General features: G+C 67.4%; 31 protein-coding genes and 2 pseudogenes. 25 read left to right on the forward strand and 8 right to left on the reverse strand.

Annotated elements, in window-relative coordinates; all coding sequences use genetic code 11:
- Window positions 1–6: 6 nt before the first annotated feature.
- Both ACZY0B_RS03860 and ACZY0B_RS03865 read right to left on the reverse strand, forming a co-directional pair.
- Window positions 7–882, reverse strand: coding sequence for a D-alanyl-D-alanine carboxypeptidase family protein (locus ACZY0B_RS03860; protein ID WP_463762673.1), 876 nt, complete (start codon window positions 880–882; stop codon window positions 7–9).
- A gap of 36 nt (window positions 883–918) precedes the next feature.
- A complete protein-coding gene (locus ACZY0B_RS03865) occupies window positions 919–1,281 on the reverse strand; it encodes a hypothetical protein (RefSeq protein WP_463762674.1) in 363 nt (120 codons plus the stop codon).
- A 90-nt stretch (window positions 1,282–1,371) separates the two neighbouring features.
- Between ACZY0B_RS03865 and ACZY0B_RS03870 the strand changes: the two genes are divergently transcribed.
- From ACZY0B_RS03870 to trmD, 6 genes are all read left to right on the forward strand, one after another.
- A complete protein-coding gene (locus tag ACZY0B_RS03870; RefSeq protein WP_463762675.1) occupies window positions 1,372–1,848 on the forward strand; it encodes a carboxymuconolactone decarboxylase family protein in 477 nt (158 codons plus the stop codon).
- 65 nt (window positions 1,849–1,913) lie between these two features.
- Entirely contained in the window at window positions 1,914–2,345 is a 432-nt protein-coding gene (locus ACZY0B_RS03875) for a nuclear transport factor 2 family protein (RefSeq protein WP_463762676.1), read from the forward strand.
- A 200-nt stretch (window positions 2,346–2,545) separates the two neighbouring features.
- A complete protein-coding gene (gene rpsP, locus ACZY0B_RS03880) occupies window positions 2,546–3,091 on the forward strand; it encodes a 30S ribosomal protein S16 (RefSeq protein ID WP_463762677.1) in 546 nt (181 codons plus the stop codon).
- Between the two features lie 8 nt (window positions 3,092–3,099).
- The gene (locus ACZY0B_RS03885) at window positions 3,100–3,342 is read left to right on the forward strand and encodes an RNA-binding protein (RefSeq protein ID WP_036354608.1); all 243 of its coding nucleotides are present in this window, start codon (window positions 3,100–3,102) and stop codon (window positions 3,340–3,342) included.
- Window positions 3,343–3,354: 12 nt separating this feature from the next.
- The gene (gene rimM, locus ACZY0B_RS03890) at window positions 3,355–3,888 is read left to right on the forward strand and encodes a ribosome maturation factor RimM (RefSeq protein ID WP_463762678.1); all 534 of its coding nucleotides are present in this window, start codon (window positions 3,355–3,357) and stop codon (window positions 3,886–3,888) included.
- A gap of 3 nt (window positions 3,889–3,891) precedes the next feature.
- Window positions 3,892–4,590 (forward strand): tRNA (guanosine(37)-N1)-methyltransferase TrmD, encoded by a 699-nt coding sequence (trmD, locus tag ACZY0B_RS03895; RefSeq protein WP_463762679.1) that lies wholly within the window; start codon window positions 3,892–3,894, stop codon window positions 4,588–4,590.
- Here trmD and ACZY0B_RS03900 read toward each other — a convergent pair.
- On the reverse strand, window positions 4,587–5,534 hold the full coding sequence (locus ACZY0B_RS03900) for a hypothetical protein (protein ID WP_463762680.1): 948 nt from the start codon (window positions 5,532–5,534) through the stop codon (window positions 4,587–4,589). The genes trmD and ACZY0B_RS03900 overlap by 4 nt on opposite strands.
- Before the next feature lie 342 nt (window positions 5,535–5,876).
- Here ACZY0B_RS03900 and rplS point away from each other — a divergent pair, with 342 nt between their 5' ends.
- The 4 genes and pseudogenes from rplS (at window position 5,877) to ACZY0B_RS03920 (ending at window position 8,331) form a co-directional block, all read left to right on the forward strand.
- Window positions 5,877–6,218: a 50S ribosomal protein L19 gene (gene rplS, locus ACZY0B_RS03905; protein WP_108925903.1), complete on the forward strand. Its 342-nt coding sequence runs from the start codon at window positions 5,877–5,879 to the stop codon at window positions 6,216–6,218.
- Window positions 6,219–6,297: 79 nt separating this feature from the next.
- The gene (gene lepB / locus ACZY0B_RS03910) at window positions 6,298–7,191 is read left to right on the forward strand and encodes a signal peptidase I (RefSeq protein ID WP_463762681.1); all 894 of its coding nucleotides are present in this window, start codon (window positions 6,298–6,300) and stop codon (window positions 7,189–7,191) included.
- Between the two features lie 2 nt (window positions 7,192–7,193).
- Window positions 7,194–7,989: pseudogene (locus ACZY0B_RS03915) on the forward strand (ribonuclease HII); the annotation flags it as partial.
- Between the two features lie 36 nt (window positions 7,990–8,025).
- Window positions 8,026–8,331: a DUF2469 domain-containing protein gene (locus ACZY0B_RS03920; protein WP_007171389.1), complete on the forward strand. Its 306-nt coding sequence runs from the start codon at window positions 8,026–8,028 to the stop codon at window positions 8,329–8,331.
- Here the strand turns inward: ACZY0B_RS03920 and ACZY0B_RS03925 are convergent, their stop codons facing one another.
- On the reverse strand, window positions 8,332–9,099 hold the full coding sequence (locus ACZY0B_RS03925; RefSeq protein WP_463762682.1) for a GAF and ANTAR domain-containing protein: 768 nt from the start codon (window positions 9,097–9,099) through the stop codon (window positions 8,332–8,334).
- 347 nt (window positions 9,100–9,446) lie between these two features.
- Between ACZY0B_RS03925 and fdhD the strand changes: the two genes are divergently transcribed.
- From fdhD to ACZY0B_RS03960, 7 genes are all read left to right on the forward strand, one after another.
- Window positions 9,447–10,268: a formate dehydrogenase accessory sulfurtransferase FdhD gene (gene fdhD, locus ACZY0B_RS03930; RefSeq protein ID WP_463762683.1), complete on the forward strand. Its 822-nt coding sequence runs from the start codon at window positions 9,447–9,449 to the stop codon at window positions 10,266–10,268.
- 138 nt (window positions 10,269–10,406) lie between these two features.
- Window positions 10,407–10,802, forward strand: coding sequence for a YraN family protein (locus ACZY0B_RS03935; RefSeq protein WP_463762685.1), 396 nt, complete (start codon window positions 10,407–10,409; stop codon window positions 10,800–10,802).
- The gene (locus ACZY0B_RS03940; protein WP_463762686.1) at window positions 10,802–12,313 is read left to right on the forward strand and encodes a YifB family Mg chelatase-like AAA ATPase; all 1,512 of its coding nucleotides are present in this window, start codon (window positions 10,802–10,804) and stop codon (window positions 12,311–12,313) included. Before ACZY0B_RS03935 ends, ACZY0B_RS03940 begins: the two co-directional genes overlap by 1 nt.
- A complete protein-coding gene (gene dprA, locus ACZY0B_RS03945; RefSeq protein ID WP_463762687.1) occupies window positions 12,310–13,476 on the forward strand; it encodes a DNA-processing protein DprA in 1,167 nt (388 codons plus the stop codon). Before ACZY0B_RS03940 ends, dprA begins: the two co-directional genes overlap by 4 nt.
- A 32-nt stretch (window positions 13,477–13,508) precedes the next feature.
- Window positions 13,509–14,366 (forward strand): siderophore-interacting protein, encoded by an 858-nt coding sequence (locus ACZY0B_RS03950; protein WP_463762688.1) that lies wholly within the window; start codon window positions 13,509–13,511, stop codon window positions 14,364–14,366.
- A gap of 24 nt (window positions 14,367–14,390) precedes the next feature.
- On the forward strand, window positions 14,391–15,551 hold the full coding sequence (locus ACZY0B_RS03955; protein WP_463762689.1) for a lactate 2-monooxygenase: 1,161 nt from the start codon (window positions 14,391–14,393) through the stop codon (window positions 15,549–15,551).
- Window positions 15,552–15,582: 31 nt separating this feature from the next.
- Complete coding sequence (locus ACZY0B_RS03960; RefSeq protein WP_463762690.1) at window positions 15,583–16,479, forward strand: tyrosine recombinase XerC; 897 nt, start codon at window positions 15,583–15,585, stop codon at window positions 16,477–16,479.
- Window positions 16,480–16,562: 83 nt separating this feature from the next.
- Here the strand turns inward: ACZY0B_RS03960 and ACZY0B_RS03965 are convergent.
- A pseudogene (locus ACZY0B_RS03965) lies at window positions 16,563–16,988 on the reverse strand (M23 family metallopeptidase); the annotation flags it as partial.
- A gap of 386 nt (window positions 16,989–17,374) precedes the next feature.
- Here ACZY0B_RS03965 and rpsB point away from each other — a divergent pair.
- Genes rpsB through ACZY0B_RS03980 form a run of 3 tightly spaced genes read left to right on the forward strand, consistent with a single transcriptional unit; the run spans window position 17,375 to window position 20,510 of the window.
- Complete coding sequence (gene rpsB / locus ACZY0B_RS03970) at window positions 17,375–18,229, forward strand: 30S ribosomal protein S2 (RefSeq protein ID WP_463762691.1); 855 nt, start codon at window positions 17,375–17,377, stop codon at window positions 18,227–18,229.
- A 12-nt stretch (window positions 18,230–18,241) separates the two neighbouring features.
- Window positions 18,242–19,069: a translation elongation factor Ts gene (gene tsf, locus ACZY0B_RS03975; protein ID WP_463762692.1), complete on the forward strand. Its 828-nt coding sequence runs from the start codon at window positions 18,242–18,244 to the stop codon at window positions 19,067–19,069.
- Window positions 19,070–19,100: 31 nt separating this feature from the next.
- Entirely contained in the window at window positions 19,101–20,510 is a 1,410-nt protein-coding gene (locus ACZY0B_RS03980) for an amidase (protein WP_463762693.1), read from the forward strand.
- Window positions 20,511–20,516: 6 nt separating this feature from the next.
- On the opposite strand, the gene ACZY0B_RS03985 is transcribed toward ACZY0B_RS03980, so the two are convergent.
- Window positions 20,517–20,936, reverse strand: coding sequence for a MarR family winged helix-turn-helix transcriptional regulator (locus ACZY0B_RS03985; protein ID WP_463762694.1), 420 nt, complete (start codon window positions 20,934–20,936; stop codon window positions 20,517–20,519).
- 210 nt (window positions 20,937–21,146) lie between these two features.
- On the opposite strand from ACZY0B_RS03985, the gene ACZY0B_RS03990 reads away from it, so the two are divergent.
- The 3 genes from ACZY0B_RS03990 to ACZY0B_RS04000 all read left to right on the forward strand — a co-directional run bounded on the left by ACZY0B_RS03990 (window position 21,147) and on the right by ACZY0B_RS04000 (window position 23,523).
- The gene (locus ACZY0B_RS03990; protein WP_463762695.1) at window positions 21,147–21,620 is read left to right on the forward strand and encodes an MPT63 family protein; all 474 of its coding nucleotides are present in this window, start codon (window positions 21,147–21,149) and stop codon (window positions 21,618–21,620) included.
- Window positions 21,621–21,877: 257 nt separating this feature from the next.
- Window positions 21,878–22,450: an MPT63 family protein gene (locus ACZY0B_RS03995; RefSeq protein WP_463762696.1), complete on the forward strand. Its 573-nt coding sequence runs from the start codon at window positions 21,878–21,880 to the stop codon at window positions 22,448–22,450.
- A 137-nt stretch (window positions 22,451–22,587) separates the two neighbouring features.
- Window positions 22,588–23,523 carry a lysophospholipid acyltransferase family protein gene (locus ACZY0B_RS04000; RefSeq protein WP_463762697.1) on the forward strand — a complete coding sequence of 312 codons (936 nt, stop codon included), beginning with the start codon at window positions 22,588–22,590 and terminating at the stop codon, window positions 23,521–23,523.
- A 38-nt stretch (window positions 23,524–23,561) separates the two neighbouring features.
- Here the strand turns inward: ACZY0B_RS04000 and ACZY0B_RS04005 are convergent, their stop codons facing one another.
- Both ACZY0B_RS04005 and mbp1 read right to left on the reverse strand, forming a co-directional pair.
- Window positions 23,562–24,284: a winged helix-turn-helix domain-containing protein gene (locus ACZY0B_RS04005; protein WP_463762698.1), complete on the reverse strand. Its 723-nt coding sequence runs from the start codon at window positions 24,282–24,284 to the stop codon at window positions 23,562–23,564.
- A 252-nt stretch (window positions 24,285–24,536) separates the two neighbouring features.
- On the reverse strand, window positions 24,537–24,776 hold the full coding sequence (gene mbp1, locus ACZY0B_RS04010; protein ID WP_463762699.1) for a microaggregate-binding protein 1: 240 nt from the start codon (window positions 24,774–24,776) through the stop codon (window positions 24,537–24,539).
- 361 nt (window positions 24,777–25,137) lie between these two features.
- On the opposite strand from mbp1, the gene pyrH reads away from it, so the two are divergent.
- Together pyrH and frr are read left to right on the forward strand one after the other, a co-directional pair.
- Window positions 25,138–25,917 (forward strand): UMP kinase, encoded by a 780-nt coding sequence (pyrH, locus tag ACZY0B_RS04015; RefSeq protein WP_463762700.1) that lies wholly within the window; start codon window positions 25,138–25,140, stop codon window positions 25,915–25,917.
- 88 nt (window positions 25,918–26,005) lie between these two features.
- A complete protein-coding gene (gene frr / locus ACZY0B_RS04020; protein ID WP_463762701.1) occupies window positions 26,006–26,563 on the forward strand; it encodes a ribosome recycling factor in 558 nt (185 codons plus the stop codon).
- Window positions 26,564–26,579 lie beyond the last annotated feature (16 nt).

A 26,579-nucleotide genomic window follows, 5' to 3' on the forward strand; every position in this document is an offset into this window, starting at 1 on the left:
GACGGTTTACAGCGAGCCGATGCTGGACTGCGGGTTGAGCGCAAAGCCCCAGTCGAACAAGCTGCCCGCCTGATCCCAATAGGTCGGTCCGCCGGGCTTGATCAGCCCGTACATCATGGCGACCACCAAGCGGCGTCCGCCGCGGGAAGCGGCACCGACGAAGGTCTTTCGGGCCGCGTTGGTGAATCCGGTCTTGCCGCCGATGGCGCCCGGATAGCGAGTCAACAGTTCGTCCTGGTTGGTGATCGGTTGATCGCCGTTGTCGCCGGGGAACATCGCCGACGGCTCGGCGGTGATGTGGGCGAACATCGGGGTCGCCATCGCGGCCCGGAAGATCACCGCCAGGTCGTGCGCGGTCGACTCCCCGGAGCCGCCGGGGCCGTCCAGGCCGGACGGGGTGGCCGCGTGGGTGCTGGTCGCCCCGAGGGAGGCGGCCTTGGCGTTCATCTTGGCCACGGTGGCGTCGGCTCCGCCCAGTAGGTGCGCCAGCGTGTTGGCGGCATCGTTGCCGGACACCAGCAGCAGCCCGTCCAGCAGCTGCCGCGCGGTGTAGGTGCGGCCGGGCTTGATCCCGACGCAGTTGCACTCGACCTGGGTGTCGGCGACGTCGGCGACGACGGTGGAGTCCAGGCTCACCTGGTCCAGCACCACCAACGCCAGCAGCACCTTGATGGTGCTCGCCGGCGGGTGGGCCACGTTCTGGTCGCGACCGGCCAGCACCTGACCGCTGTCGAGATCGGCCAGGATCCAGGTCTGGGCCGGGCCGTCGGGAATCGGGATCGAGCCGATCGGCTGCATGTCGTCGGCCCGGGACGTCGCAGCGGTGGCACCGCAGGTAGCGATCGTGACCAAAGCAGCGACTGCGGCCATGAGTTTCCGCATGGGCGCAAAGTTTAACTTCCGGGCGCAGCCTTTACCTCACGGACACCACGGCGGGACGGGGCAGAACGGAAGCGTGGGCAGCGGCAGGTACGGGGTCTGGGTGGGTACCGGCCCCCGCGGAGGCGGCTGCTTGAACGGCAGGGACGACCACGAGTAAAAAGCGCCGGTGCCGGTGTCGTGGACTCCCGCGTAATCCCAGTAGAAGTCGTGACAGACGTTCGCGTCCCAGGGAATCGGCCGGCCCGCGGGATCGGGGTCGCCCGGACACCAGCGCTGACAGGAGCTTCCCGGCGCGCAGGCCCCGGGTGCGGCCTGCGCGACACGCTCGGCCGGACCCAGCGCGGCGAAGGCGGCCCACACCGACACCGCCATTGCTAAGCAGGCGATCCCTGCTTTCATAGCTGGGATTATTCTCCAATCCGGCTTTGCGCGGTACCGCGAATTGGCGGGCCTGTCCCCGGTGCGGGCGGCGGTGTTGAATCGACAACCATGAGTGAACGAATCGACTACGAAGCGGTGGCCCCGCGGGGTGTGAAGACACTCGGTGGCGTTCACCTCTACCTGACCCAGTCGGGTCTGCCGCCGGTGCTGCTGACCACCGTCTACCTGCGGGTGTCGCTGATCAACGGCTGCGCCTACTGCATCGACATGCACTCGCGGGAGTTGCGCGAATCAGGGGTGTCGAACGAGAAGATCGCCCTGGTTCCGGTGTGGCAGGAAGCCGGTGAGCTGTTCGACAGCCGCGAGCGCGCCGCATTGGCGTGGGCGGAAACCATCACCCTGATAGCGGCCACGGGTGCGCCCGACAGCGCATACACGGCGGTATCGGAGCACTTCGACGAGAAGGAACTGGTCGACCTCACGATCGCAATCGGGTTGATGAATGCCTACAACCGGCTGGCGATCAGCTTCCGCAACCCACCGGCAGCGGCGATTGCGAAACATGCTGAAACACCAGTGAACTGACGAACCACCGACATCGGCGACGAGTCGCTTCGGCGTCGAGGACACCCCGGGTGTTGAATCGATGCATGTTGAGCCTGGCCGAAATTTCCGACCGTCTGGAGATCCAGCAGCTGATGGTGGACTACTCCACCGCTATTGACCAGCGGCGATTCGACGATTTGGACAAGGTATTCACCGAGGACGCGTACATCGATTACACGGCCTTGGGGGGTATCGAGGGCCGTTATCCCGAGGTCAAGAAGTGGCTGTCGGAGGTGCTGCCGACCTTCCCGGTGTATGCGCACATGCTCGGGAACTTCTCGGTGCAGGTCGACGGGGATAAGGCCACGTCGCGGGTGATCTGCTTCAACCCGATGGTCTTTCCCGGCGGCCCCGAAACCAAGCAAGACCAGGTGATGTTCTGCGGGCTCTGGTACGACGACGAGTTCGTGCGCACCCCGGCCGGCTGGCGGATGACGCGCCGGGTCGAGACGAAGGTCTTCCAGAAAGTGATGTGAGCCGCCGACGCCTCGCGGCCGGGCGAATTTCTGCCGAAGCCCCTCGTTCTGGCACAATAGGCGGCTGTCCGCCGCGCGACCCGCCCCGTTTTACCGGGGTGCTTGTTCGGCGGTCATACACGCGAGGCAAAACCGGACCCGGGCATCCCGCCCCGATCGCTGAATTGCAGCGTGACACACGCAGGAGAGATCGCTTAACCATGGCTGTGAAGATCAAGCTCACTCGGCTTGGCAAAATCCGCAATCCCCAGTACCGCATCGCCGTCGCCGACGCCCGCAACCGGCGCGACGGCCGCTCGATCGAGGTCATCGGCCGGTACCACCCGAAGGAAGACCCGAGCCTGATCGAGGTCAACTCCGAGCGCGCCCAGTACTGGCTCTCGGTCGGGGCTCAGCCCACCGAGCCCGTCCTCAAGCTGCTGAAGATCACCGGCGACTGGCAGAAGTTCAAGGGCCTGCCCGGTGCGGAAGGCAGCCTGCAGCTCAAGGCGCCCAAGCCCAGCAAGCTGGAGCTGTTCAACGCCGCGCTGGCCGAGGCCGACGGCGGACCGAGCACCGAGGCCACCAAGCCGAAGAAGAAGGCCCCGGCCAAGAAGGCCGCGAAGGCCGACGAGGCCGGCGCGCAAGCCGCGCCCGCGCCCGAGGCGGCACCGGCCGAGACCGAGGCCCCGGCTCCCGAGGCCGCCGCCGCGCCCGCCGAGGGCGGCGAGCAGCCCGAACCGGCCGAGTCTTCTACGGAAAGCTGACTGACGCAATGAGTACGGTCGTCGTCGACGCTGTCGAGCATCTGGTCCGCGGAATCGTGGACAACCCTGACGATGTCCGGGTGGACCTGGTGACCAGCCGGCGTGGACGCACTGTCGAGGTTCATGTCCATCCCGACGATCTGGGCAAGGTGATCGGTCGCGGGGGACGTACCGCGACCGCGTTGCGCACGCTGGTCGCCGGTATCGGCGGCCGCGGTATCCGTGTCGACGTGGTGGACACCGACCAGTAGCGGGGCGCGCTGATGGAGCTGCTCGTCGGGCGCGTCGTAAAAGCACACGGCATCACCGGCGAGGTGGTCGTGGAAGTTCACACCGACGACCCCGCCGACCGCTTCGCAGCGGGGCGCACGTTGCGCGCCAAACCATCCCGTGGCCGCGGAGAAGAACGCAGTTGCGTCGTCGATACCGTGCGCCAACACGGCGGGCGGCTGCTGGTGCGATTCGCCGGAGTCAACGACCGCGAGGGTGCCGACGCGTTGCGCGGCAGCCTGTTCGTGGTCGACTCCGATGACCTGCCGCCGATCGACGAGGCGGACACGTACTACGACCACCAACTCGAGGGCCTGCACGTGCGGACCACGGCGGGTGAGGATGTCGGGGTCGTGGCCGAGGTGCTGCACACCGCGGCGGGGGAGCTGCTTGCGGTGCGCCGAAGTGACGGCGACGAAACGCGGGAAGTGTTGGTGCCGTTCGTGAATGCGATCGTCACGTCGGTGTCGTTGGACGACCAGACGGTCGAAATCGATCCGCCCGAGGGCCTGCTGGATTTGGAGTAGCGGGTGCGCATCGACGTCGTCACGATTTTTCCGGCCTATCTGGATCCGCTGCGGCAATCGTTGCCGGGCAAGGCAATTGCGTCGGGCTTGGTCGACCTGCGGGTGCACGACTTGCGGGCGTGGACCCACGACGTACACCACTCGGTGGACGACGCACCCTACGGCGGCGGACCGGGGATGGTGATGCGGGCGCCGGTGTGGGGTGAAGTGCTGGATGAAATCTGTTCCAGCGAAACATTATTGGTCGTTCCAACCCCGGCAGGCGGGCTGTTCGACCAGGCCACCGCCCAGCGCTGGAGCACCGAGGGGCACCTGGTGTTCGCCTGCGGGCGCTACGAGGGCATCGACCAGCGCGTCGTTCAGGACGCGGGCCGCCGCATGCGGGTCGAGGAAGTCTCGATCGGCGACTACGTGCTGCCGGGTGGCGAGTCGGCGGCCGTCGTGATGATCGAGGCCGTGCTGCGGCTGCTGACCGGCGTTCTGGGCAATCCCGCGTCGCATCACGAGGATTCGCATTCGCCGGGCCACGGCGGCCTGTTGGAGGGGCCCAGCTATACCCGGCCGTCGAGCTGGCGGGGCCTCGACGTCCCGGAGGTGCTGCTGTCCGGCGATCACGCGCGTATTTCCGCCTGGCGCCGCGAGGTTTCGCTACAGCGCACCCGCGAACGCCGCCCGGATCTCGCCCCCGGCGATTCGCCTTAGAAGGGCGTGGGCCCGATGCGGCCGTTGGGGAACATCGTCTTGACGGCCTGCGTGATCGTGTCGCGCGCCGTGGCGTCGTCGGAGGACTGCAGCGACTCGACGACCACGATGTAGCGCCGGTCGGCGCCCACCACGCCGGTAGACAGGTGCATCCACTCGGTGCCGATGCAGCACATCCAGCCCTGCTTGACCGCCACCGGCTCGGCGAACAGACCGTCGGGGATGCCGAACCGCTGCGGGTATCCGTCGATGCCGTTCGGGGTGGACTGCGCCAGATCGTTGACGATGATCTTGGCCCGCTCGGCAGGCAGCCCACCGGCGCCGTCGAGCAGCTCGTCGTAGTAGTGGATCAGGTCGGTCAGCGAGCTCATCGTGTTCCACCAGCGGCCGTCCGACGGCGGGGTGGTCGACGACAGCCCATAGCGGCCCGCGACCTGGTTGATGATGTTGTCGCCGCCGCCCTGATCCCAGAACTTCTCGGCGGCGCCGTCGTCGGACGACTGCAACATGACGTCCAACGCCCGACGGTCGTCGGGAGACAGGGTGGTCTTGCCCTGGGCTTCCTGGAGCAGGAGGTCGTCGGCGATGAACAGCTTGGCCACCGACGCGGTGCCGATGATCTGGGTGTTGCCGTTCGATATCAGCTCATGCGTCTTGCGGTCCAGGATCCCCACCGAGAGCGTGGCCCCGCTGGCCGCGGCCTGCTCGGTCGCCTGTTGCATGCGGGCCTGCAGTCCGCCGAATCCGGCGATCGGGGCCGCTGGCACCTCGTTGGTGTCCAGCAGCAGCTGAATGAGTTGCGGCTGGTGATCGGCCCCGCCGGGGGCGGACTTGCCGGGCACCTGTGTCTGAGGTTTTGCCGCCACCCTGGCCTCGTCACACCCGGCCAGCACCAGCGTCACCGCCGCGATGGCGGCGAGTGCGGTGAGCGGGCGTACGCGCATCTTTTTTCTTCTCCCAAGTTCTCTGACGTAAAACTGTTGTGGGCGGCCGTACCGCAATCTGCCCGGGCGTCTTTGAGTTCGGGTAGTGACCAGCGTGTTTTGACCCCAGTAATATGTACCACTCACCAGCGTCTTCGGCGCGCCGTGAACCGCAGGGTTTACCTGTGATTTTCAATGCATGCGGGGTGTCTGGCACAATTGACCAGTTGTCTCCAGCGGCAGCCGGCCGGCCGGGCCGCTTTTTGCCCGCTGCGAGATACGACCCAAGCCCGAATCGGCTTACGACCACCCCTGCGTGCGGGCAGTTGCCGCACGCCGCGACCTCAAGGAAGTGTCTCTGCGATGAACAGGCTGGACTTCGTCGACCAGGCGTCGCTGCGCGACGACATCCCGGCCTTCAGCCCGGGCGACACCATAAACGTGCACGTCAAGGTCATCGAGGGCGCCAAGGAGCGTGTCCAGGTGTTCAAGGGTGTGGTGATCCGCCGGCAGGGCGGCGGCATCCGCGAGACCTTCACCGTGCGCAAGGAGAGCTACGGCGTCGGCGTCGAGCGGACCTTCCCGGTGCACTCGCCGAACATCGACCACATCGAGTTGGTGACGCGTGGCGATGTCCGCCGCGCCAAGCTCTACTACCTGCGCGAACTCCGCGGCAAGAAGGCCAAAATCAAGGAAAAGCGCTGACCGCGCGCGTCAGGGCGGTCGCTGCGGCACGCCTCGACGCTCTACAAACACTCAAACCGCGCTGGCTACTGTAGATCTCGTGACGGATTCCACGGACTCGCCCGAGCCCCAGTCCGAGCCTGGTCAGTCGGAGCCGAAGGTCTCCACCCGCGCCGCGGACGCGCCCCTGAACGAAGCGGTCGAGGCCACCACCGTGCCCGCACCGGACGAGCAGTCCGACGCCGACGAGCCGGAGCCCAAGAAGAAGTCCGCGCTGCGTGAGCTGGCGATCCTGTCGGTCACCGCGATCGTCCTCTACTACGTCATGTTGACGTTCGTGGCGCGTCCTTACCTGATTCCCTCGGAGTCGATGGAGCCCACGCTGCACGGATGCTCGGGTTGTGTCGGCGACCGGATCATGGTCGACAAGCTGAGTTACCGCTTCGGTTCGCCGCATCCCGGCGATGTCATCGTCTTCAAGGGACCGCCGTCCTGGAACACCGGATACAAGTCGATCCGGTCGAACAACACCGCGCTGCGCTGGGTCCAGAACACGCTGTCGTTCATCGGTTTCGTGCCACCGGACGAGAACGATCTGGTGAAACGGGTCATCGCGACCGGGGGGCAGACGGTGCAGTGCCGGGCCGACACCGGGTTGACGGTCAACGGCAAGCCGCTCAAGGAGCCGTACCTGAAGCCGGCCACCATGATGGCCGACCCGTCGGTCTACCCGTGCCTGGGTAGCGAATTCGGGCCGGTCACCGTCCCGGACGGACGGTTGTGGGTGATGGGTGACAACCGCACCCATTCGGCGGACTCGCGCGCCCACTGCACCAGCACCCCGGCCGACGCGCTCAAAGGCATTCTGTGCACTGGCGATCCGATGTCGGGGACGGTGCCCGTGGACAACGTCATCGGCAAGGCCAGGTTCATCGTCTGGCCGCCGACACGATGGGGTGGAGTGGGTTCGGTGAACCCACAGCAAGGCCAGTAGCCATGGCCACGACGTGGCCGCCGCGGACGGTGATCCGCAAATCGTCGGGGCTGCGCACCCTGGAGTCCGCGCTGCATCGCAGCGGTCTGGGGCCGGTGGCGGGCGTGGACGAGGTGGGTCGCGGTGCCTGCGCGGGCCCGCTGGTGGTGGCGGCCTGCGTGTTGGGCCCCAACCGATTGGAAAGTCTTGCTGCCCTTGATGATTCGAAGAAGCTCACCGAGAAGATGCGGGAGAGGCTGTTCCCGCTGATCTGCCGTTACGCGGTGGCCTATCACGTGGTGTTCATCCCGTCCGTCGAAGTCGACCGGCGCGGCGTGCACGTCGCCAATATCGAAGGCATGCGGCGCGCGGTGGCCGGCCTGTCGGTGCGCCCGGGTTATGTGCTGAGCGACGGATTTCGCGTGCCCGGGCTGCCGGTGCCGTCGTTGCCGGTGGTCGGTGGGGACGCGGCAGCCGCCTGCATCGCCGCGGCCAGCGTGCTGGCGAAGGTCAGCCGGGACCGGCTGATGGTCGCGATGGACGCCGACCACCCCGGCTACGGCTTCGCCGACCACAAGGGCTACAGCACGGCCGCGCACAGCATGGCGCTGACCCAGCTCGGGCCGTGTGCGCAGCACCGGTATTCGTTCATCAACGTCCGGCGCGTGGCCTCGCCATCTGGGGAAGGCTCCCGCACCCGGGTGGTCGCCGAATGTAAACCGGACCCTCCGGACGCGCGTGGCGGACACCCGTGAGGAAAGATGGAGGCAGCCTTCTCGCCCGGCGAGCATGCTGTCGGTCAGCGGCCCGAACGGGAAGTCGGAGAAACTGGCAGGGAAAAGGACGTCTGAGCAGATGAGTGCCGAAGATCTCGAGAAGTATGAAACCGAGATGGAGCTCTCGCTCTACCGCGAATACAAGGACATCGTCGGCCAGTTCAGCTACGTGGTGGAGACCGAACGGCGCTTCTACCTGGCCAACAGCGTGGAGATGGTGCCGCGCAACGCCGACGGCGAGGTGTATTTCGAGCTGCGGCTCTCCGACGCCTGGGTCTGGGACATGTACCGGCCGGCGCGGTTCGTCAAGCAGGTGCGGGTGGTCACCTTCAAAGACGTCAACATCGAAGAAGTCGAGAAGCCCGAGCTGCGGCTACCCGAATAGCTAGTCGCCGGGCGGCGGTAACTCTTGCTCGCCGTTGGACGGCAGGTTGCCACGTCGTTCGATGACCTCGCGCGCGACGTCGGCCAGCTTGATGTTCAGGGCCTGCGAATGCCGGCGCAGCAGGTCGAACGCCTCGTCTTCGCTCAGGTCGTGCAGCAGCATCAGCATGCCGACGGCCTTGCCGATCTCGCGATTGCTGAGCAGACCGCGTCGCAGGCTGGCGGCATCTTCTCCCTTAGCCACCGCGTTGATGGCCACGCTGGCGAACGATGCCAGCACCGCTGCGCGCCCGGCGGACTCGTCGTCGAACATGTTGGGGGTGTCGCTGAACAGGTTGAGCGCCGCCCCCTTGCGCTTGTTGACCAGCAGCCGAAACCCCATGGCGCCGCGCACCGGCGTCTCCTCGAGAAGCCGGGCCGCCAGCTTGGGCCAATGCGACGGCGTCGTCAGGTCCGTGTCGATCTGCGGAGTCTCCTCCTCGATCGCGTCCAGACAGGGGCCGTCGCCGGCCTCCAGCTCCATCTGATCGATGTTCCTGGCGAGCGCGTCGCTCGCGCCCACGGTGACATAACGATCGTTGTCGAGCACCAACAGACTCGCGTGGTCGCAGCCGCGGATGGCCAGGGTCGCGGCGATGCAGATGGCAGCGTACATCTGCGTGGCGTCCGAGCCTTGATAGATGATCTCGGCGAGGGCCGAGAAAACCGTCGCCGGATCGGCTTTCTCACCGCCAGGCATCGACTCGTCGCCTTTCGATTCATCTGCCATGTTGTGCCTCATTTCCGGCGGTATCGCCGCCGTGACTCACGTTGAGCCGCCGAAGATCAATCCGCGGTAAACGTATGCCCTACCCACTGTGTTTCCCCATACCGATCCATTGGCGACCGGTGCAGATGCGGTGCACCGCGCCGGCAACCGATGAGCCATGTCGACACTAAAGCAAATTCGCCCGCTAACCACCACTTTCTTGCTCGTGGTTTGGGTGCCGCGCGGCCGCGACAGCGGCATCACCCGGCTCGGTGGGCCCGGGTGCACTCGCCGGCGCAGACGCTGGTGGCGCTGGCTTCGGCGGTGTGGTCGCCCGCCGGGTATTTTGGCGTGGTGAGGTCAACTCCGTGGGGAACGTAACCGCGCGCCGGCGCGCAACGCACCTCAACGCAGGTCAGGCGATCACCCGGCCCGAGACCCTGGCGGTGGAGGAGCCGCTGGAGATCCGCGTCAACGGCACGCCGGTCACCGTGACCATGCGGACCCCTGGTTCGGATTTCGAACTCGCGCAAGGCTTTCTGCTTACCGAAGGCGTGATCGCCCGGCGCGAAGACGTGCTGAGCATCCGCTACTGCGGTGGCCGCGGCGGGGATGGCGCCAACACGTACAACGTTCTGGATGTGACGCTGGCCGCCGACGTGAATCCGCCCGATCTCAACGTCACCCGCAACTTCTACACGACGTCCTCGTGCGGGGTGTGCGGCAAGGCGTCGCTGGACGCGGTCCGGGTGATCAGCCGCTTTTCGCCGGGGGATGACCCCGTCACGGTCGCCGCGGCCACGCTCAAGGCAATGCCCGGTCAACTGCGCAGTGCGCAAAAGGTTTTCGACAGCACCGGTGGGTTGCACGCTGCCGCGCTGTTCGACGTGCACGGCACGATGCTGGTGGTGCGAGAGGACATCGGCAGGCACAACGCCGTCGACAAGGTCATCGGCTGGGCGCTTGAACATGAGCGGATACCGTGCAGCGGCGCGGTGCTGTTGGTCAGCGGCCGGGCGTCCTTCGAGATCACCCAGAAGGCCGTGCTGGCGGGGATCCCCGTGCTGGCCGCGGTGTCCGCGCCGTCGTCGCTGGCGGTGTCCCTGGCAGAGGAATCCGGGCTCACGCTGGTCGCGTTCCTGCGGGAGGATTCGATGAACGTGTACACCCGCGCCGACCGGATCACGTAGCGGATTCTGCTGCGGCGCAGATCCTTTCCTGGCGCCGGCTGTGGATGCGCGCCCGACTGGGGATAACCGGTCGTCATACCGGGCACGAGGCGCCCGTCGCGGCATGTCATGTCGGGCCCGGCGGGCATCTTGGCCCCCATGACGACCGCAAAGGCCTCCGAGGCCGACAAGACACCGACCCGGATCGAGTTGGGAGCGATGGGTGAGGCCCTCGCCGTGGAATACCTGGCGCGGATGGGGTTGCGGATCCTGGACCGCAACTGGCGCTCCCGCTACGGCGAACTCGACGTGATCGCCGCCGACGACACCATCCGCACGGTGGTGTTCGTCGAGGTCAAGACGCGCACGGGCGACGGATATGGGGGTCTGGCGCACGCGGTCACACCCCGCAAGGTCCGGCGGTTGCGCCGGCTGGCCGGACTCTGGCTGGCCGCTCAGGACGGGCGCTGGGCGGCAGTCCGCATCGATGTGATCGGGGTGCGGATCGGGCGCCGCCGCACGCCGGAGATTTCGCATCTGCGGGGGATCGGCTGATGGCGCTCGGGCGCGCGTTCTCGGTCGCGGTGCGCGGGCTGGACGGACAGATCGTCGAGATCGAGGCCGACATCACCTCGGGGCTGCCCGGTGTCCATCTCGTCGGCCTGCCCGACGCCGCGTTGCAGGAGTCCCGCGACCGGGTCCGGGCGGCGGTGACCAACTGCGGAAACAGCTGGCCCATGGCCAGACTCACGCTTGCGCTGTCACCGGCGACGCTGCCGAAAATGGGATCGGTCTACGACATCGCCCTCGCGGCAGCCGTCTTGTCGGCGCAGCGCAAGAATCCGTGGGAACGCCTGGAGAAGACGGTGCTGCTCGGCGAGCTATCGCTGGACGGCCGGGTCCGTGCCGTGCGCGGGGTGCTGCCCGCAGTGCTCGCCGCCAAGCGCGACGGCTGGCCCGCCGTCGTCGTCCCGGTGGGCAACCTGGCCGAGGCCAGCCTGGTCGACGGAATCGACGTCTGGGGCGTCCGCACACTGGGGCAACTGCAGGGCTGGCTGGGCGGTTCGGCCCGCCTGGACGAGCGGACCAGTGCGGCGGCCACCGGTCCGGAGCCGGCGGGCGATCTGGCCGACGTGTTGGGGCAGGCGCAGGCGCGTTTCGCGGTCGAGGTGGCGGCCGCCGGGGCGCATCACCTGATGCTGACCGGGCCGCCCGGCGTGGGGAAAACGATGCTGGCGCAACGCCTTCCGGGATTGCTGCCCCCTCTGACGGACAGCGAGGCCCTGGAGGTCACCGCGATCCACTCGGTGGCCGGGCTGTTGTCCGGGGACACGCCGCTGATCACCCAGCCGCCGTTCGTGGCGCCGCACCACAGTTCCAGCGTCGCCGCACTCGTCGGAGGCGGGTCGGGAATGGCCCGCCCGGGCGCGGTCAGCCGGGCGCACCGTGGAGTGCTGTTCCTCGACGAATGCGCCGAGATCAGCGTCAGCGCGCTGGAAGCATTGCGAACACCTTTGGAAGACGGGCTCATTCGGCTCGCGCGCCGCGACGGGGTGGCGTGCTACCCCGCCCGATTCCAGCTGGTGTTGGCCGCCAACCCGTGCCCCTGCGCGCCGGCCGATCCGCAGGATTGCATCTGTGCGGCCGTGACCAAACGCCGCTACCTGGGCAAGCTTTCGGGCCCCCTACTGGATCGGGTGGACCTGCGGGTACAGATGCATCCAGTACGGGCGGGCGCGTTCGCGGCGGCCGACGGTGAATCCAGCGCGCAGGTGCGTCAGCGGGTGGCGCAGGCCCGCGACACGGCCGCTGCGCGTTGGCGGCCGCACGGTTTCGGAACCAACGCCGAAGTGAGCGGAACACTGCTGCGGCGCAAGTTCCGGCCTGCCGCCAAGGCAATGGACCCGCTGCGCCTCGCCGTCGAGCGCGGGCTGCTCAGCATCCGCGGGTTGGATCGCACCCTGCGTGTCGCGTGGAGCCTGGCCGACCTGGCGGGTCGCGGCTCGCCGGGGCTCGACGAGGTGGCCGCCGCGCTGAGCTTCCGGCAACTGGGGGCACAACGATGACCGCGGACTTCGACGATCCCGCGTGGCCGGCCTGGGCTTACCTGTCGCGAGTCGTCGAGCCGCCGTGCCCCGAACTCGCCGGGTTGGTGCAGTGTGTCGGCCCGGTCGAGGCGGCTGAGCGGGTACGGCGCGGACTGGTCAGCGACGAGCTGGCCCGGCGCACCGCGGCCAGGCGGGAACTAGACCGGGGCGCGCAGGATCTCGAGCTGCTCGCCCGTCGCGACGGTCGGTTGATCACACCCGATTGCGTCGAGTGGCCGCTGGTTGCGTTCTCGGCATTCTGCGGTGTCGGGGCAAGGCCGCGCGGCGCGCCGCCCCTGGTCTTGTGGGCGCTGGGGCCCGCGCGGCTGGACGAGGTGGCGCAGCGCGCGGCCGCGGTGGTCGGCACCCGCGCGGCCACCGGTTACGGCGAACAGGTGGCCGCCGACCTGGCGGCGGGACTGGCCGAGCGGGACGTCGCGGTGGTTTCCGGCGGCGCCTACGGCATCGACGGCGCGGCCCACCGCGCGGCGCTGCACTGCGACGGGATCACCGTGGCAGCACTGGCCGGCGGAATCGACGTCCCCTATCCGGCGGGACACTCGGCGCTGCTGCACCGCATCGGCCAGCACGGACTGCTGTTCAGCGAATACCCACCCGGCACCCGCCCCGCCCGGCACCGGTTCCTGACCCGCAATCGCCTGGTCGCCGCTGTCGCCGGGGCGGCCGTCGTGGTGGAAGCGGGGCTGCGCAGCGGCGCCGCGAACACCGCCGCCTGGGCGCGGTCGCTGGGCCGGGTGGTGGCGGCGGTGCCCGGACCCGTGACTTCGTCGGCCTCGGCGGGTTGTCACGCGCTGCTGCGCAATGGGGCGGAGCTGGTCACCCGGGCCGACGACATCGTCGAGCTCGTCGGCCGCATCGGCGAACTCGCCGTCGAAGAGCCGCGGCCCGCCACGGCTTTCGACGGGCTGGGCGAGGCCGAACGTCAGGTGTACGAGGCGTTGCCCGGTCGTGGTGCCGCGACGGTCGACGAGATCGCCATCGCCTCCGGGCTGCCGCCCGAGCACGTGCTGGGACCGCTGGCCATCCTCGAGGTCGCCGGGCTGGTCGAGCGCGACTGTGGGCGATGGCGAATTTCCCGGGCCGGCGGCGGCCGACCTGCGGCGACGGCCCGACTCGTATAGTCGGCGGGGGCCGGGTCTGAACAGGAGGACACGTGGCAGGTCGACCCCTTCAACGATTCGAAGTCGTCGGTACCCAACAAATCGCACCGCACATGGTCCGCGTGACGCTGGGCAGCAATCAGTTCGACACCTTCGTGCCGAGCAACTTCACCGACTCCTACGTCAAGTTGGTATTCGTCGCCGACGACATCGACGTGGCCGGTTTGCCCCAGCCGCTGACCCAGGACAGCTTTTCCGTCCTGCCGCCCGAGAAAAGGCCGTCGGTACGGACCATCACTGTTCGCAAGGTCGACGCCGCGGCGTGTCTGATCTCGCTGGACATCGTGGTGCACGGCGAGCACGGCGTGGCGGGTGCCTGGGCGGCGTCGGCCCAGCCCGGTCAGGTGATCTACCTGATGGGGCCCGGCGGCGCCTACACACCCGACCCCGCGGCCGACTGGCATCTGCTGGCCGGTGACGAGTCCGCGCTGCCGGCCATCGCCACCGCACTGGAAGCGTTGCCCCCCAACGCCATTGGCAAGGCGTTCATCGAAGTGGCCGGGCCGGCCGACGAAATCCCATTGACCGCGCCGGAAGGCGTGGCGGTGAGCTGGATTTACCGCGGGAGCCGCGCCGATCTGGCAAGCGACGACCGTGCCGGCGATTTCGCGCCGCTGATCGAGGCGGTCACCACCACGCTGTGGCTGCCCGGGCAGCCACACGTCTTCATCCACGGTGAAGCCCAAGCCGTCATGCACAACTTGCGGCCCTACATCCGCAAAGAGCGTGGGGTGGACGCCAAGTGGGCGTCGTCGATCTCCGGTTACTGGCGACGCGGCCGCACCGAAGAGACCTTCCGGCAATGGAAGAAGGAGCTGGCCGAGGCCGAGTCGGCAAGCTCGTCAGCCTGACGGCCGCCTGGCATTCTCTTTTCCATGGCATTCGGCAACTACCAGAACGAGATTTACTTCCAGGGCCTGGCCGGGGTGGCGCCCGCGCTGCCGATGGTCTTCGCGGAGTTGGAGGCCCGCGCGGAGCGGGCAATGTCGCCGTCGGTCTGGTCCTACGTCGCCGGTGGCGCCGGCGACGAACGCACGCAGCGGGCCAACCGTGAGGCGTTCGATCGCTGGGGCCTGATGCCGCGCATGTTCGTCGGTGCCGCCGACCGCGACCTGTCGGTGGAGATGTTCGGCCTGACCTTGCCGTCTCCGGTGTTCATGGCTCCGATCGGCGTCATCGGTATCTGTGCTCAAGACGGCCACGGCGATCTGGCCACCGCGCGCGCGGCCGCGGCCACCGGTGTCCCCATGGTCGTTTCCACCCTGACCGCCGACCCGCTGGAAGAGGTCGCCGGGCAGTTCGGTGACACCCCCGGCTTCTTCCAGCTGTACACGCCCAAGGATCGTGAGCTGGCCGCCAGCCTCCTGCAGCGGGCCGAAGCTGCCGGCTTCAAGGGCATCATCGTCACCCTCGACACCTGGATTCCCGGGTGGCGCCCGCGCGACCTCACCACGGCCAACTTTCCCCAGTTGCGGGGGCTCTGCCTGAGCAACTACACCAGCGACCCGGTCTTCCGCGCCAGCCTGCAGCGCCCACCCGAGGAGGACCCGCAAGGCACTGTGCTGCAGTGGATAACGACCTTCGGGAACCCGTTGACCTGGGACGACCTTGGCTGGCTGCGGTCGTTGACCGACTTGCCGCTGATCATCAAGGGCATCTGCCATCCCGACGACGCCCGGCGCGCCAAGGACGGCGGTGTCGACGGCATCTACTGCTCCACCCACGGCGGCCGGCAGGCCAACGGCGGCCTGCCCGCGCTGGACTGCCTGCCGGGCGTCGTCGAGGCGGCCGACGGCTTACCGGTGCTGTTCGACTCGGGGATCCGCAACGGCGCCGACATCGTCAAGGCGCTGGCAATGGGCGCGACCGCGGTCGGGGTCGGTCGTCCCTACGCCTACGGTCTGGCGCTCGGCGGCGTCGACGGCATCGTGCACGTGCTGCGCATGCTGCTGGCCGAAGCCGACCTGATCATGGCCGTCGACGGCTATCCGACGCTGAAAGATCTCACCCCGGACACGCTCCGGCGCGTCGACTGACGCAGCGGTCCGTGCCTGCGACCGTGGGGGAGTGCAGGCGATCCTCGACGAGTTCGACGAGTACCTGGATTTGCAATGCGGCCGGTCAGCGCACACGCGTCGCGCGTATCTGGGCGATTTGCGCTCGTTGTTCGCCTTCCTCGACGGCCACGGCGCCGCCCTGGACGGTTTGAGCCTGCCGCTGCTGCGCACCTGGCTGTCCACCGGCGCGGTGGCCGGGGCCGCGCGCACGACGCTGGCCCGTCGCACCTCGGCGGTCAAGGCGTTCACCGCGTGGGCGGTCCGGCGCGGCCTGCTGACCGTGGACCCGGCCGTGCGGCTGCAGGTGCCGAAGGCGCACCGCACCCTGCCGGCGGTGCTGCGTCAGGATCAGGCCGCAGACGCCATGGCGGCCGCGAAATCCGGTGCCGAGCAAGGAGATCCGCTGGCGCTGCGGGACCGGCTGATCGTCGAGATGTTGTACGCCACCGGGATCCGGGTGAGCGAGCTGTGCGGCCTGGATATCGACGACGTGGACACTGGCCACCGCGTGGTGCGCGTCCTCGGTAAGGGCGACAAGCAGCGCACCGCGCCGTTCGGCGTCCCGGCTGCCGACGCGCTGCGCGCCTGGCTGGCTGACGGGCGTCCCGCCCTGGTCACCGCGGAGTCCGGGCCGGCGCTGCTGCTGGGCGCACGCGGCGGCCGACTCGATGTGCGCCAGGCCCGCACCGTCGTGCACCAGACCATCGCCGCGGTGGACGGCGCGCCCGACATGGGGCCCCACGGGCTGCGGCACAGCGCCGCCACGCATCTACTCGAAGGCGGGGCTGACCTGCGGGTCGTCCAGGAGCTGCTCGGCCATTCCAGCCTGGCGACCACCCAGCTCTACACCCATGTCGCGGTGTCGCGGTTGCGGGCGGTGCACGATCAGGCCCACCCGCGCGCCTGAGAGCGGCCGCGAGTGTGCGCTGACGGCGGTGTGTGTGCGCCCTGGGCGCCCTGGGCGCACACACCGCGCGCGATCTAGCCGCCGAGTGGCTTGAGCCGCACCGCAGTGGACTTCAGCAGGCCCAGCGGATCGACATAGTCGGCGGCCGACGCCGGACCCCACATCGCGCCCCAGTGCAAACAGGCCCCTCCAGCTTGCGAGGCACGGCATCCGGGGTGCCCGGCCACCAACTCGCCGATCGGCGTCTGCGCCGTCACGCGCTGACCGGCCCGGACGTTCGCCCGGACCGGTTCGTAGCTGGTGCGCAATCCGCCGGGATGGGCCAGCGACACCACCGGCCGTCCCGCCAGCAGCCCGGCGAACACCACGGTCGCGCTGCCGGCGGCGTACACCGGTTGGCCGGGGCGCCCGGCCAGGTCCACGCCGCGGTGCCCGGGGTGCCAGTCGGGCAATGGGGCGTCGAATCCCCGCAGGACGGCCGGGGCCGGCCGCAGCGGCCAGTCCAGCCGGACCTGGGCAGCGTCGGGGTCCGCCGCCACCGGGAATGCGCTGATCAGGGCTAGGGTCAGGCTCACGCTCACGACCAGCGCCGCCCACCGCACCCCATGAGTTCAGCGCGGCGTCGACGACTCGGCCACCCGCGTTAGCCCAATCTGTGCACGCAAGCCGCACTGTGGATACGTGCTGGCAAAAACCACCAGCTGAGTCGGTGTAAACTGCTCGTCGCAGCTCGTTCGCGGGCTGACTTCGCGCGTCTGCCCCGCGTCTCCCGTTCCACTAGGAGAACGCAGCGCATGCCGGGCGGTCCCGTAACAGGGTCCGGCATCGCAGCAGGCGCCAGGGCCCGGCTTCACCCGATGCCGGGCGACAACCGATACAAAGGAATGGCATCACCATGGCCGTCGTGACCATGAAACAGCTGCTGGATAGCGGCACCCACTTCGGGCACCAGACCCGACGCTGGAATCCCAAGATGAAGCGGTTCATCTTCACCGACCGCAACGGCATCTACATCATCGACCTGCAGCAGACGCTGACCTACATCGACAAGGCGTACGAGTTCGTCAAGGAGACCGTCGCCCACGGCGGCAGCATCATGTTCGTCGGCACCAAGAAGCAGGCGCAGGAGTCCGTCGCGGCCGAAGCGACCCGCGTCGGTATGCCGTTCGTGAATCAGCGCTGGCTGGGTGGGATGCTCACCAACTTCTCCACCGTGCACAAGCGCCTGCAGCGCCTCAAGGAGCTCGAGGCGATGGAGCAGACCGGTGGCTTCGAGGGCCGCACCAAGAAGGAAATCTTGATGCTGACCCGGGAGAAGAACAAGCTGGAGCGCAGCCTCGGCGGTATCCGCGACATGGCCAAGGTGCCGTCGGCGATCTGGGTCGTCGACACCAACAAGGAGCATCTCGCGGTCGCGGAGGCTCGTAAGCTGAACATCCCGATCATCGCGATCCTGGACACCAACTGCGACCCCGACGAGGTCGACTACCCGATCCCGGGCAACGACGACGCGATCCGCTCGGCGGCGCTGCTGACCAAGGTGATCGCCTCCGCGGTCGCCGAGGGCCTGCAGGCGCGTGCCGGCGTGGGCCGAGGCGACGGCAAGCCCGAGGCTGGGGATTCGCTGGCCGCCGAGCCGCTCGCCGAGTGGGAGCAGGAGCTGCTGGCTTCGGCGACCACGACTGCGACGACCACAGCCACCACCGACGCCGTTGGAGCTGCAACCGAAACAACCACTGACCCCTCCTAGGAAGGCTGACCATTGGCGAACTTCACCGCTGCCGACGTCAAGCGTCTTCGTGAGCTCACCGGTGCCGGCATGCTCGACTGCAAGAACGCACTGGCCGAAAGCGACGGCGACTTCGACAAGGCGGTCGAGGCACTCCGGATCAAGGGCGCCAAGGATGTCGGCAAGCGCGCCGAGCGCGCCACGGCCGAAGGTCTGGTCGCGGCCAAGGACGGTGCGCTGATCGAGCTGAACAGCGAGACCGACTTCGTCGCCAAGAATGCGGAGTTCCAGAAGCTGGCCGACGAGATCGTCGCCGCGGCAGCGCAGTCCAAGGCTGCCGACGTTGATGCGCTCAAGGCCGCTGTTATCCCTGGGGAAGCGGCGACGACTACGGTCGAGCAGGCCGTGGCCGATCTGTCGGCCAAGATCGGCGAGAAGCTTGAACTGCGCCGGGCCGCCTTCTTCGGCGGCACCGTCGAGACCTACCTGCACAAACGCGCCGCGGACCTGCCGCCGGGCGTGGGTGTGCTCGTCGAATACACCGGCGATGGTGCCGAGGCTGCGCACACGGTGGCGCTGCAGATCGCGGCCCTCAAGGCCCGCTACCTGTCCCGCGACGACGTCCCCGAGGACGTGGTGGCCAGCGAGCGGCGCATCGCAGAGGAGACCGCGAAGGCCGAGGGCAAGCCGGAGCAGGCGCTGCCCAAGATCGTCGAGGGCCGGCTGAACGGCTTCTTCAAGGACTCCGTGCTGCTCGAGCAGCCGTCGGTGTCCGACAACAAGAAGACCGTCAAAGCGCTGCTCGACGAGGCCGGCGTCACGGTGACCCGGTTCGCTCGCTTCGAGGTGGGTCAGGCCTAACCGCGCAACGCGAGCGGCTAGCGTCACTGCTATGCGACGCGTGCACGCTTTCGGTGACGACGCCCTCGGCGATCTCGACGCCGTCGGTCTCAGCGAGGCCATCCGAGCCGGCTGGCTCGGCAGAACCGACGTCATCGAGGCTGCGATCGCTCGCACCGAGGCCGTCAACCCTGCCCTGAACGGCTTGGCGCACAAGGCCTTTGAGCAGGCGCGGGTGATCGCGTCCGGGAAGCCGTCAAGCGCCTTCTTCAGCGGTGTCCCCACGTTCATCAAGGACAACGTCGATGTCACCGGCCAGCCGACGATGCGGGGCGCCGACGCGTGGGCACCCCGCAATGCCGTCGCGGACGGCGAATTCACCCAGGTGTACCTCGCCACCGGGCCGACGCCGCTGGGCAAGACACAGATGTCGGAGTTCGGGTTCAGCGCGGCCGCCGAGCATCCGCGGCTGGGGCCGGTGCGCAACCCGTGGGACACCGACTACACGGCCGGGGCTTCATCGTCGGGATCGGGCGCGTTCGTCGCCGCCGGGGTGGTGCCGATCGCACACGCCAACGACGGCGGTGGCTCGATCCGAATTCCGGCCGCCTGCAACGGGATTGTCGGCCTCAAGCCGTCGCGCGGTCGGCTGCCACTGGATGCGGAGTTGCGACGGATGCCGGTGGGCATCGTCGCCAACGGCGTGCTGACCCGCTCCGTGCGCGACACTGCGGCCTTCTATCGGGAGGCCGAACGCGTCTGGCGTAATCCCAAGCTGGCGCCCGTCGGCGACGTCACCGGGCTCGGCCGGCAGCGGCTGCGGATCGCCGTGGTCACCGACTCGGTCCGGCGCGGGTGCGGCCAGGAGCTCACCGAGCTGACCCTCAAGTCCGCCGGGGTGCTCGAAGAACTGGGGCACCGCGTCGAACACATCGACGAGCACCCGGTGCCGGACAGCTTCGTCGACGACTTCATCCTGTATTGGGGATTCCTCGCACTGGTGCAGGTGCGCACCGGGCGGCGCGCGTTCGGCAACACGTTCGACCGCACCCGGCTGGACGCCTTGACGCTGGGCCTGGAGCGCCACACCGGTCGCAACCTGCACCGGCTGCCGGGGGCCATCATGCGACTGCGCAGAATGCGGCGGCGCAGCGCCGAGTTTTACCAAACCTATGACGTGTTACTCACCCCGACGCTCGCCGACATGACACCGCGCGTTGGTCACCTGGCGCCCACCGACTACCAGCAGGTCATGGACCGGCTGATCGATTGGGTCGCGTTCACGCCACTGCAGAACGTCACCGGGGATCCGGCGATCTCGTTGCCGTTGGCCCAATCCACGGAGGGGATGCCCGTGGGCATGATGTTCGCCGCCGACCTGGGGCAGGAAGCGCTGCTGCTGGAACTGGCCTACGAACTCGAAGCGGCGAAGCCGTGGGCAAGGATCCAAGCGGCCGGATAGCGGCGTTCAGTCGGAGCCGAGCTTTTCCAGCATCCGTTTGAATTCGCGTTGCTGCGTGGCGGTCAGCTTGGCCAGGATGTGGTCATCGGCGTTGCGGACCGCGGCTTCGGCGCGCTTCAGCAGCGCGCGCCCCTGACTGGTCAGTGTGGCCGGCAGCGCCCGCCCGGAGGACACCGACGTCGGCCGTTCCACGGCACGAACCTCTTCCAGCCTGCGTAGCACCGTGTTCATCGCCTGCGGTGTGACGTTGGTGTTGCGGGACAGCTCGGCGCTGGACAATCCCGGGGACATCGAAAGGATGCGCAGGCAAACGAATTCGGGAAGTGTCAGGTCCAGCGGACCCAACACGGCGGCAACCTCGGGTCGCAGCACGGCTGCCACGCGGTAGAGCAGGTAGCCAAGCGGAGCATCGTCGGTCGCAGCCATGTCAGCGATATTGACATATCCGCGCGGCGTCTGGACGTAAGCACGGCCTATCAAGGCGAATTACGCTGCGGCGAATACGAAGTAACACATCGGCGCACGGCACTTGAACGTCGGGTCAATTCGGCGACATGGGCTCGTGGACCCGTTTGGCGCGCGGACGCCAATGGGTATCGCCGGACACGGCGAAGATACGAGAAACTGGGGGCGACAATGAAATTCAGCACGACGACAGCGAAAGCGGCTCTGAGCGCAGCGGGGATTGCCGGGGCAAGCATCTTCATGGCCCCGATTGCTGCTGCCAATGTGCAGAGCTACGGTGCTACCGAACAGGCGGTCGATGGCCCGCTGGTCATGGACTACACGGTGAGTAACCTGCGGCCGAGCGATGCGACGCTACCGGGATTCCAACCCGCTGGGAAGCTGTACCAGGCCGATGTGACGGCGAAATCGGATGCCGGAACGGTCCGGCCGCAAATCTCTCGTTTCATGGCACGGGCGTTCAATGGCACGATTTATCCAGTCCTCAACAACGGACCTGTTCCCAACGGCCTTGACCCCAGGCCGATCGATCAAGGCCAACAGACGTCCGGCGAGCTGTACTTCGACGTGACCGGCGAGCAGCCGATCGGCGTGGTGTACACCGATCGCGCGGACGATTTCCTCGTCTGGACGCGCCACGTGTAGTCAATGCGACCTGCGAATTCGCAGCGCATCTGATTGCGCCGCGGAATTCGACTGTGGCATTTGTGGCTCAACTTGATTTTGAGGTCCATGCGCATTCTGGGGCGACACAAATTTTGGCCAGCAATAGTATCGTCGCAGGTCAGCGCCAAAATGTTTGGGGCCGCGGGTTATTGGCTATGCGGCACAGGTGCCGTGATGACCCGTGCCGGGGGGAAATCATTGCGGGAAATCAATTCGCAACAATGGAGGTATCTAGCATGAAGTTCACTTCTAATGCTATGAAATCGGTGATCGGAGCCGCCGGCATTGCTGCTGTTGGCGCTTTCACCGCCGCGACCGCGTACGCCGCGCCGCCCAATATTCAGGGCTTCGGCACCAGTCAACAGCTCATCGAAGGGCCGCTGATCACCAGCTACACGGTGAGTAACCTGCAGCCGAGCAATGCGGCGATCCCGGGCTACACGCCGAAGGGGACGCTGTACCAGGCGGATGTCACCGCCCGGTCGGACGGCGGACTGGTCACCCCAATGGTGAACGACTTCGTCGCCCGCGGTCCCAACGGTCAGAACTACCGGGTGATCGACAAGGTTCAGGCCCCGGGCAGCCTTAACCCGGCGCCGATCCAGCAGGGTAGCGAGTCGACCGGCACGCTGTACTTCGACGTGACCGGCGCACCGCCGAACGGTGTCGTCTACAACGAGGGCACGCAAGACGTCCTGATCTGGACGTCGAACATGTCGGGTAGCTCGGAGCCCGGTGTGGCACCGAACGCCACCCCGGCGCCTGGCATGCCGCCGGGCCCGGCGCCCGCCGCGCCAGCGCACACCTAAGCCCGGCTTCGGCCTAGCTGCTTAAAAGAACTCCCCGCGCCACCGACCGTGGCGCGGGGAGTTCTGCGTCGCTGCCCCAACCGTTTTGGTGCACGATAAGACGAGTTGGACATGACTCGGCTGGGTACTCGTCAGTAATGAGTTATGCAGATCACAGACCGCAAGCGGTACGCGAACAAGCGCAAGAACAAGCCGAACAGGCCCGAGCAGTGGTCGAGGAAAAGCGCAGTGATCAGGGCGGCGGATTGACCGGCTGGGTAGCGCGGCGTGCCGCCCAATGGGACCTGAGCGGCCAGGACGAGACCGCCCTGCAGCGTCAGAAGTTCTTTTGGAATCTGTTGGTCGACTATTGGTTTCGGATGGAGATCGACGGGTGGGAGAACATTCCCGATCCACCGGCGCTCTTGGTCGGGATTCACTCCGGTGCCCCGTTCGTCTGGGACGCGTGGACTGTCGGTCTGCAATGGTGGCGCCGCTTCGGCCAGGAGCGTCCGCTGCACGGTACCGCGCACGACGCGTTGATGGCCATCCCCGTCATCGGGCGCTACTTCCGCTCGATGGGCGTGCTTCCGGCCGCCCCGGACTCCATCGCCACGGCGCTGGCCGAGGGCCGAGACGTCGCGTTATGGCCTGGCGGAGAAGTGGATTCGCTGCGTCCCTGGGCCGAGCGTGACCGCGCCAACCTCGCGGGCCGCAAAGGCTTCGTGAAGATGGCGATTCGTGCCGGCGTGCCGATAGTGCCGATAGCGACGGTCGGCGGCGCGGACGCCATGCCGGTGCTGATCCGAGGTGACCGGCTGTCGAAGGTGTTACAACTCGACAAGCTGTTGCGGCTCAAGGTCTTTCCGCTGGCGGTATCGCTGCCGTGGGGCATCGCGCCGGCTGCGCTTCCGCAGCTGCCGTTGCCGGCCAAGATCAGGACGCGGTTCATGCCCGCGATTGAGCTGGACCACGATGCCGCGCGCGCTGAGGACGACGACTACGTCGACCGCAAGTACCAGGAGGTCCAAGACGGCATTCAGCACGGAATGGACGCGCTGGCCCGCAAACGTGCGCTGCCGCTATTCGCCTGACGAGCGAAAGTGCTTGTAAACCAATCGTATACGGCGCGTCAGCGGTGGGAGCCGTTGAGGTTCGGACTCGGCCCGGTGTCGTTGACGATCCACTGCGGATGCGGTGGCGTCACCGCCATGTAGCCCACCCCGCGGACCGTGTCGACCATCGATTCGTGTTCGGGTCCCAGCTTTGCGCGCAGCCGTCGCACGTGAACATCGACGGTGCGGACGCGTCCGTTGGAGTCGTATCCCCACACCTCGTGCATCAGCCGAGTTCTGCTGAATGCCCGACCGGCATGTTGCACAAGGAAATTCAGCAATCTGAACTCGGTGACCGTCAGGCGAAGATCCTTGCCGCACAGCGACCCGGCGAAACTTGCCGGATGCAGGACGAGGTCACCGAACGTCAACGACCCGTCCACCGCACTGCGGCGTCGCTTGATCGCCAGGCGCAGCCGCGCCTCCAACTCGTCTGCGCCGGTGGCGGGCAACATCACATCGTCGAGGCGCCAGTCGACGTCCACGGACGCGAAATGCGCCGGGGCGACGACCGCCACGACCGCGATGGCGGGCGCGTTGGCGGTCAGGCCGCGGCACACACTGCGGGCCGCCGCCAGGTCGGTGCGCGCATCGATGATCGCCACGTCAGCACTGTCATGATGGCCGTCGAGGTGGTCGGAGAGCGGGACGCGTCGGATCGTTTGCGTCAACGATTGCAGGGTCGGTAACGCCGATGCGAAATCGTCGGCATTGGAAAGCAGTAGCACGTCCAAAGACATCTCCAAACCTCATCAGGGTCCGTCGCCGCCCCCGAGCGCGTCGGCACCTCACTGGGAGATATGCCGTCAGCGCAGCGCTGAATACCCCGTTCAGCTCACAACTATGCCTTCTTTGTTGCTCGCGTTCGGGCGAATGCAGGTGGATACGGGCGATTCGTGGAGATGGTTTTGCCTGGGTGGAGCCGAAAATGGCCCCCGACAAGTCGACGGGCCCGGCCCGTCAATACGGGCCGGACCCATCCTTGAATCAAACTATTGGTTGGACTTCTGGCGCTCTTCGGCGACCTTCGCGGCGCCACGCGCGGCGTCGGCTTCGGCTTCCTTCTTCGCCGCGTCGCGCTGGGCTTCTGCCTTGTCCTGCTGCGCCTGGCCCTCGCGGGTGAGGTCATCGCGACCGGCCAGAGCACCGGCAGCTTCCTTGACCTTGCCCTTGGCGTCCTCGACGACGCCCTTAACGGCTTCCGCGGGTCCAGAGTTTTCGTTATCAGCCATGGATGATCCGTCCTCCTGTGGCGTACGTGGTGTGAGCGACTAACGCGCTCCTACGATCGGCTGAACGATCGATTCGGGATACGGCGTGTTCCGGTCCTACTTCTCAAGACCGCTGTTTCCCCGCCGCGTTGGTCCGGGTTCCCAGGCCGCGGGGACCTCAAACATTTGATGCCGGAGGCAAAGTCGCGACGGCGGCCCATCCGAGCGTGACCTGCGCCGACGGGTCGGGGCAACGACCCGGCTCGCGAACCGCGCAGATAATGCACCCCGCTGGCGTCAGACTGTGCTGCGATGGGGCAGGATATGAACCGCCGTTCCGGGTGGAGGTTGCCTGGGATGGCACTGTCATGCGAGGAGTCTGATGACGCAGCCTGAGCCTACGAGCGCTAACGGCGTGCCGACCTCCGCCGCCGACCACGGACACCCGCCGAATCAGGCCAAGTATTCGAGAGTGTTGCTCAAGCTTGGTGGCGAAATGTTCGGCGGCGGCCAGGTCGGCCTGGATCCCGATGTCGTGGCGCAGGTGGCCCGACAGATCGCCGAGGTGGTCCGAGACGGCGTACAAGTCGCCGTCGTGATCGGCGGTGGCAACTTCTTCCGGGGCGCTCAACTTCAGCAGCGCGGCATGGAGCGCACCCGTTCGGACTACATGGGCATGCTCGGCACCGTGATGAACAGCCTTGCGCTGCAGGACTTTCTGGAGAAGGAAGGCATCGCCACCCGTGTCCAGACCGCCATCACGATGGGCCAGGTGGCCGAGCCCTACATCCCGTTGCGGGCCGTCCGGCATCTGGAGAAGGGCCGTGTGGTCATCTTCGGCGCCGGCATGGGGCTGCCGTACTTCTCCACCGACACCACGGCCGCGCAGCGCGCCCTGGAGATCGGCGCGGACGTGGTCCTGATGGCCAAGGCGGTCGACGGTGTGTTCACCGCGGATCCGCGGCAGGATCCCGACGCCGAGCTGCTCGCGGTGATCAGCCATCGGGAAGTCATCGACCGAGGGCTGCGGGTGGCCGATGCGACCGCCTTCAGTCTCTGTATGGACAATGGCATGCCGATCCTCGTGTTCAACCTGCTGACTGACGGCAATATCGCTCGGGCGGTCGCTGGTGAGAAGATCGGAACGCTGGTTACCACTTGAAGGAAGACGTGATGATCCGCGCCTGCGAGGATGCACGGCGCAGGATGTGGGGGTACCACCCGCTTGCGGGGGATGAGGAGCGGCGCACATGATCGATGAGGCTCTCTTCGACGCTGAAGAGAAGATGGAAAAGGCAGTGTCGGTGGCCCGTGACGACCTGTCGACCATCCGGACCGGCCGCGCCAATCCGGGCATGTTCAACCGGATCGTCATCGACTACTACGGCACGAACACCCCAATCACCCAGCTGGCCAGCATCAACGTTCCCGAGGCGCGGCTCGTCGTCATCAAGCCCTACGAGGCCAGCCAGCTGCACGCCATCGAGACGGCCATTCGCAACTCCGAGCTCGGGGTGAACCCCAGCAACGACGGCACCCTGATTCGGGTGGCGGTACCGCAGCTGACCGAGGAACGCCGCCGCGAACTGGTCAAACAGGCCAAGGGCAAGGGGGAGGACGCCAAGGTCTCGGTGCGCAACATCCGTCGTAAAGCGATGGAAGAGCTGCACCGGATCCGCAAGGACGGCGAAGCCGGCGAAGACGAGGTCGGCCGGGCGGAGAAGGACCTGGACAAGACGACTCAGCAGTACGTCACCCAGATCGAAGAGTTGGTCAAGCACAAAGAAGGCGAGCTGCTGGAGGTCTAGCGGCCGCTCAGCAACC

The organism is Mycobacterium sp. IDUB_19 (genome assembly GCF_055419445.1).

What these genes read in the sequence shown, in the direction of transcription:
- rpsP (WP_463762677.1), top strand. Translation starts at nt 2,546, where the DNA reads ATGGCTGTGAAGATCAAGCTCACTCGGCTTGGCAAAATCCGCAATCCC.
- ACZY0B_RS03980 (WP_463762693.1), top strand. Translation starts at nt 19,101, where the DNA reads ATGCGACGCGTGCACGCTTTCGGTGACGACGCCCTCGGCGATCTCGAC.
- ACZY0B_RS03900 (WP_463762680.1), bottom strand. Translation starts at nt 5,534, where the DNA reads ATGCGCGTACGCCCGCTCACCGCACTCGCCGCCATCGCGGCGGTGACG.
- ACZY0B_RS04000 (WP_463762697.1), top strand. Translation starts at nt 22,588, where the DNA reads ATGAGTTATGCAGATCACAGACCGCAAGCGGTACGCGAACAAGCGCAA.
- rplS (WP_108925903.1), top strand. Translation starts at nt 5,877, where the DNA reads ATGAACAGGCTGGACTTCGTCGACCAGGCGTCGCTGCGCGACGACATC.
- ACZY0B_RS03925 (WP_463762682.1), bottom strand. Translation starts at nt 9,099, where the DNA reads ATGGCAGATGAATCGAAAGGCGACGAGTCGATGCCTGGCGGTGAGAAA.
- ACZY0B_RS03990 (WP_463762695.1), top strand. Translation starts at nt 21,147, where the DNA reads ATGAAATTCAGCACGACGACAGCGAAAGCGGCTCTGAGCGCAGCGGGG.
- ACZY0B_RS03870 (WP_463762675.1), top strand. Translation starts at nt 1,372, where the DNA reads ATGAGTGAACGAATCGACTACGAAGCGGTGGCCCCGCGGGGTGTGAAG.
- ACZY0B_RS04005 (WP_463762698.1), bottom strand. Translation starts at nt 24,284, where the DNA reads ATGTCTTTGGACGTGCTACTGCTTTCCAATGCCGACGATTTCGCATCG.
- ACZY0B_RS03860 (WP_463762673.1), bottom strand. Translation starts at nt 882, where the DNA reads ATGCGGAAACTCATGGCCGCAGTCGCTGCTTTGGTCACGATCGCTACC.
- ACZY0B_RS03875 (WP_463762676.1), top strand. Translation starts at nt 1,914, where the DNA reads ATGTTGAGCCTGGCCGAAATTTCCGACCGTCTGGAGATCCAGCAGCTG.
- rpsB (WP_463762691.1), top strand. Translation starts at nt 17,375, where the DNA reads ATGGCCGTCGTGACCATGAAACAGCTGCTGGATAGCGGCACCCACTTC.
- mbp1 (WP_463762699.1), bottom strand. Translation starts at nt 24,776, where the DNA reads ATGGCTGATAACGAAAACTCTGGACCCGCGGAAGCCGTTAAGGGCGTC.
- ACZY0B_RS03995 (WP_463762696.1), top strand. Translation starts at nt 21,878, where the DNA reads ATGAAGTTCACTTCTAATGCTATGAAATCGGTGATCGGAGCCGCCGGC.
- ACZY0B_RS03985 (WP_463762694.1), bottom strand. Translation starts at nt 20,936, where the DNA reads ATGGCTGCGACCGACGATGCTCCGCTTGGCTACCTGCTCTACCGCGTG.
- ACZY0B_RS03865 (WP_463762674.1), bottom strand. Translation starts at nt 1,281, where the DNA reads ATGAAAGCAGGGATCGCCTGCTTAGCAATGGCGGTGTCGGTGTGGGCC.
- ACZY0B_RS03920 (WP_007171389.1), top strand. Translation starts at nt 8,026, where the DNA reads ATGAGTGCCGAAGATCTCGAGAAGTATGAAACCGAGATGGAGCTCTCG.
- ACZY0B_RS03885 (WP_036354608.1), top strand. Translation starts at nt 3,100, where the DNA reads ATGAGTACGGTCGTCGTCGACGCTGTCGAGCATCTGGTCCGCGGAATC.
- ACZY0B_RS03935 (WP_463762685.1), top strand. Translation starts at nt 10,407, where the DNA reads ATGACGACCGCAAAGGCCTCCGAGGCCGACAAGACACCGACCCGGATC.
- ACZY0B_RS03940 (WP_463762686.1), top strand. Translation starts at nt 10,802, where the DNA reads ATGGCGCTCGGGCGCGCGTTCTCGGTCGCGGTGCGCGGGCTGGACGGA.
- frr (WP_463762701.1), top strand. Translation starts at nt 26,006, where the DNA reads ATGATCGATGAGGCTCTCTTCGACGCTGAAGAGAAGATGGAAAAGGCA.
- rimM (WP_463762678.1), top strand. Translation starts at nt 3,355, where the DNA reads ATGGAGCTGCTCGTCGGGCGCGTCGTAAAAGCACACGGCATCACCGGC.
- dprA (WP_463762687.1), top strand. Translation starts at nt 12,310, where the DNA reads ATGACCGCGGACTTCGACGATCCCGCGTGGCCGGCCTGGGCTTACCTG.
- ACZY0B_RS03955 (WP_463762689.1), top strand. Translation starts at nt 14,391, where the DNA reads ATGGCATTCGGCAACTACCAGAACGAGATTTACTTCCAGGGCCTGGCC.
- pyrH (WP_463762700.1), top strand. Translation starts at nt 25,138, where the DNA reads ATGACGCAGCCTGAGCCTACGAGCGCTAACGGCGTGCCGACCTCCGCC.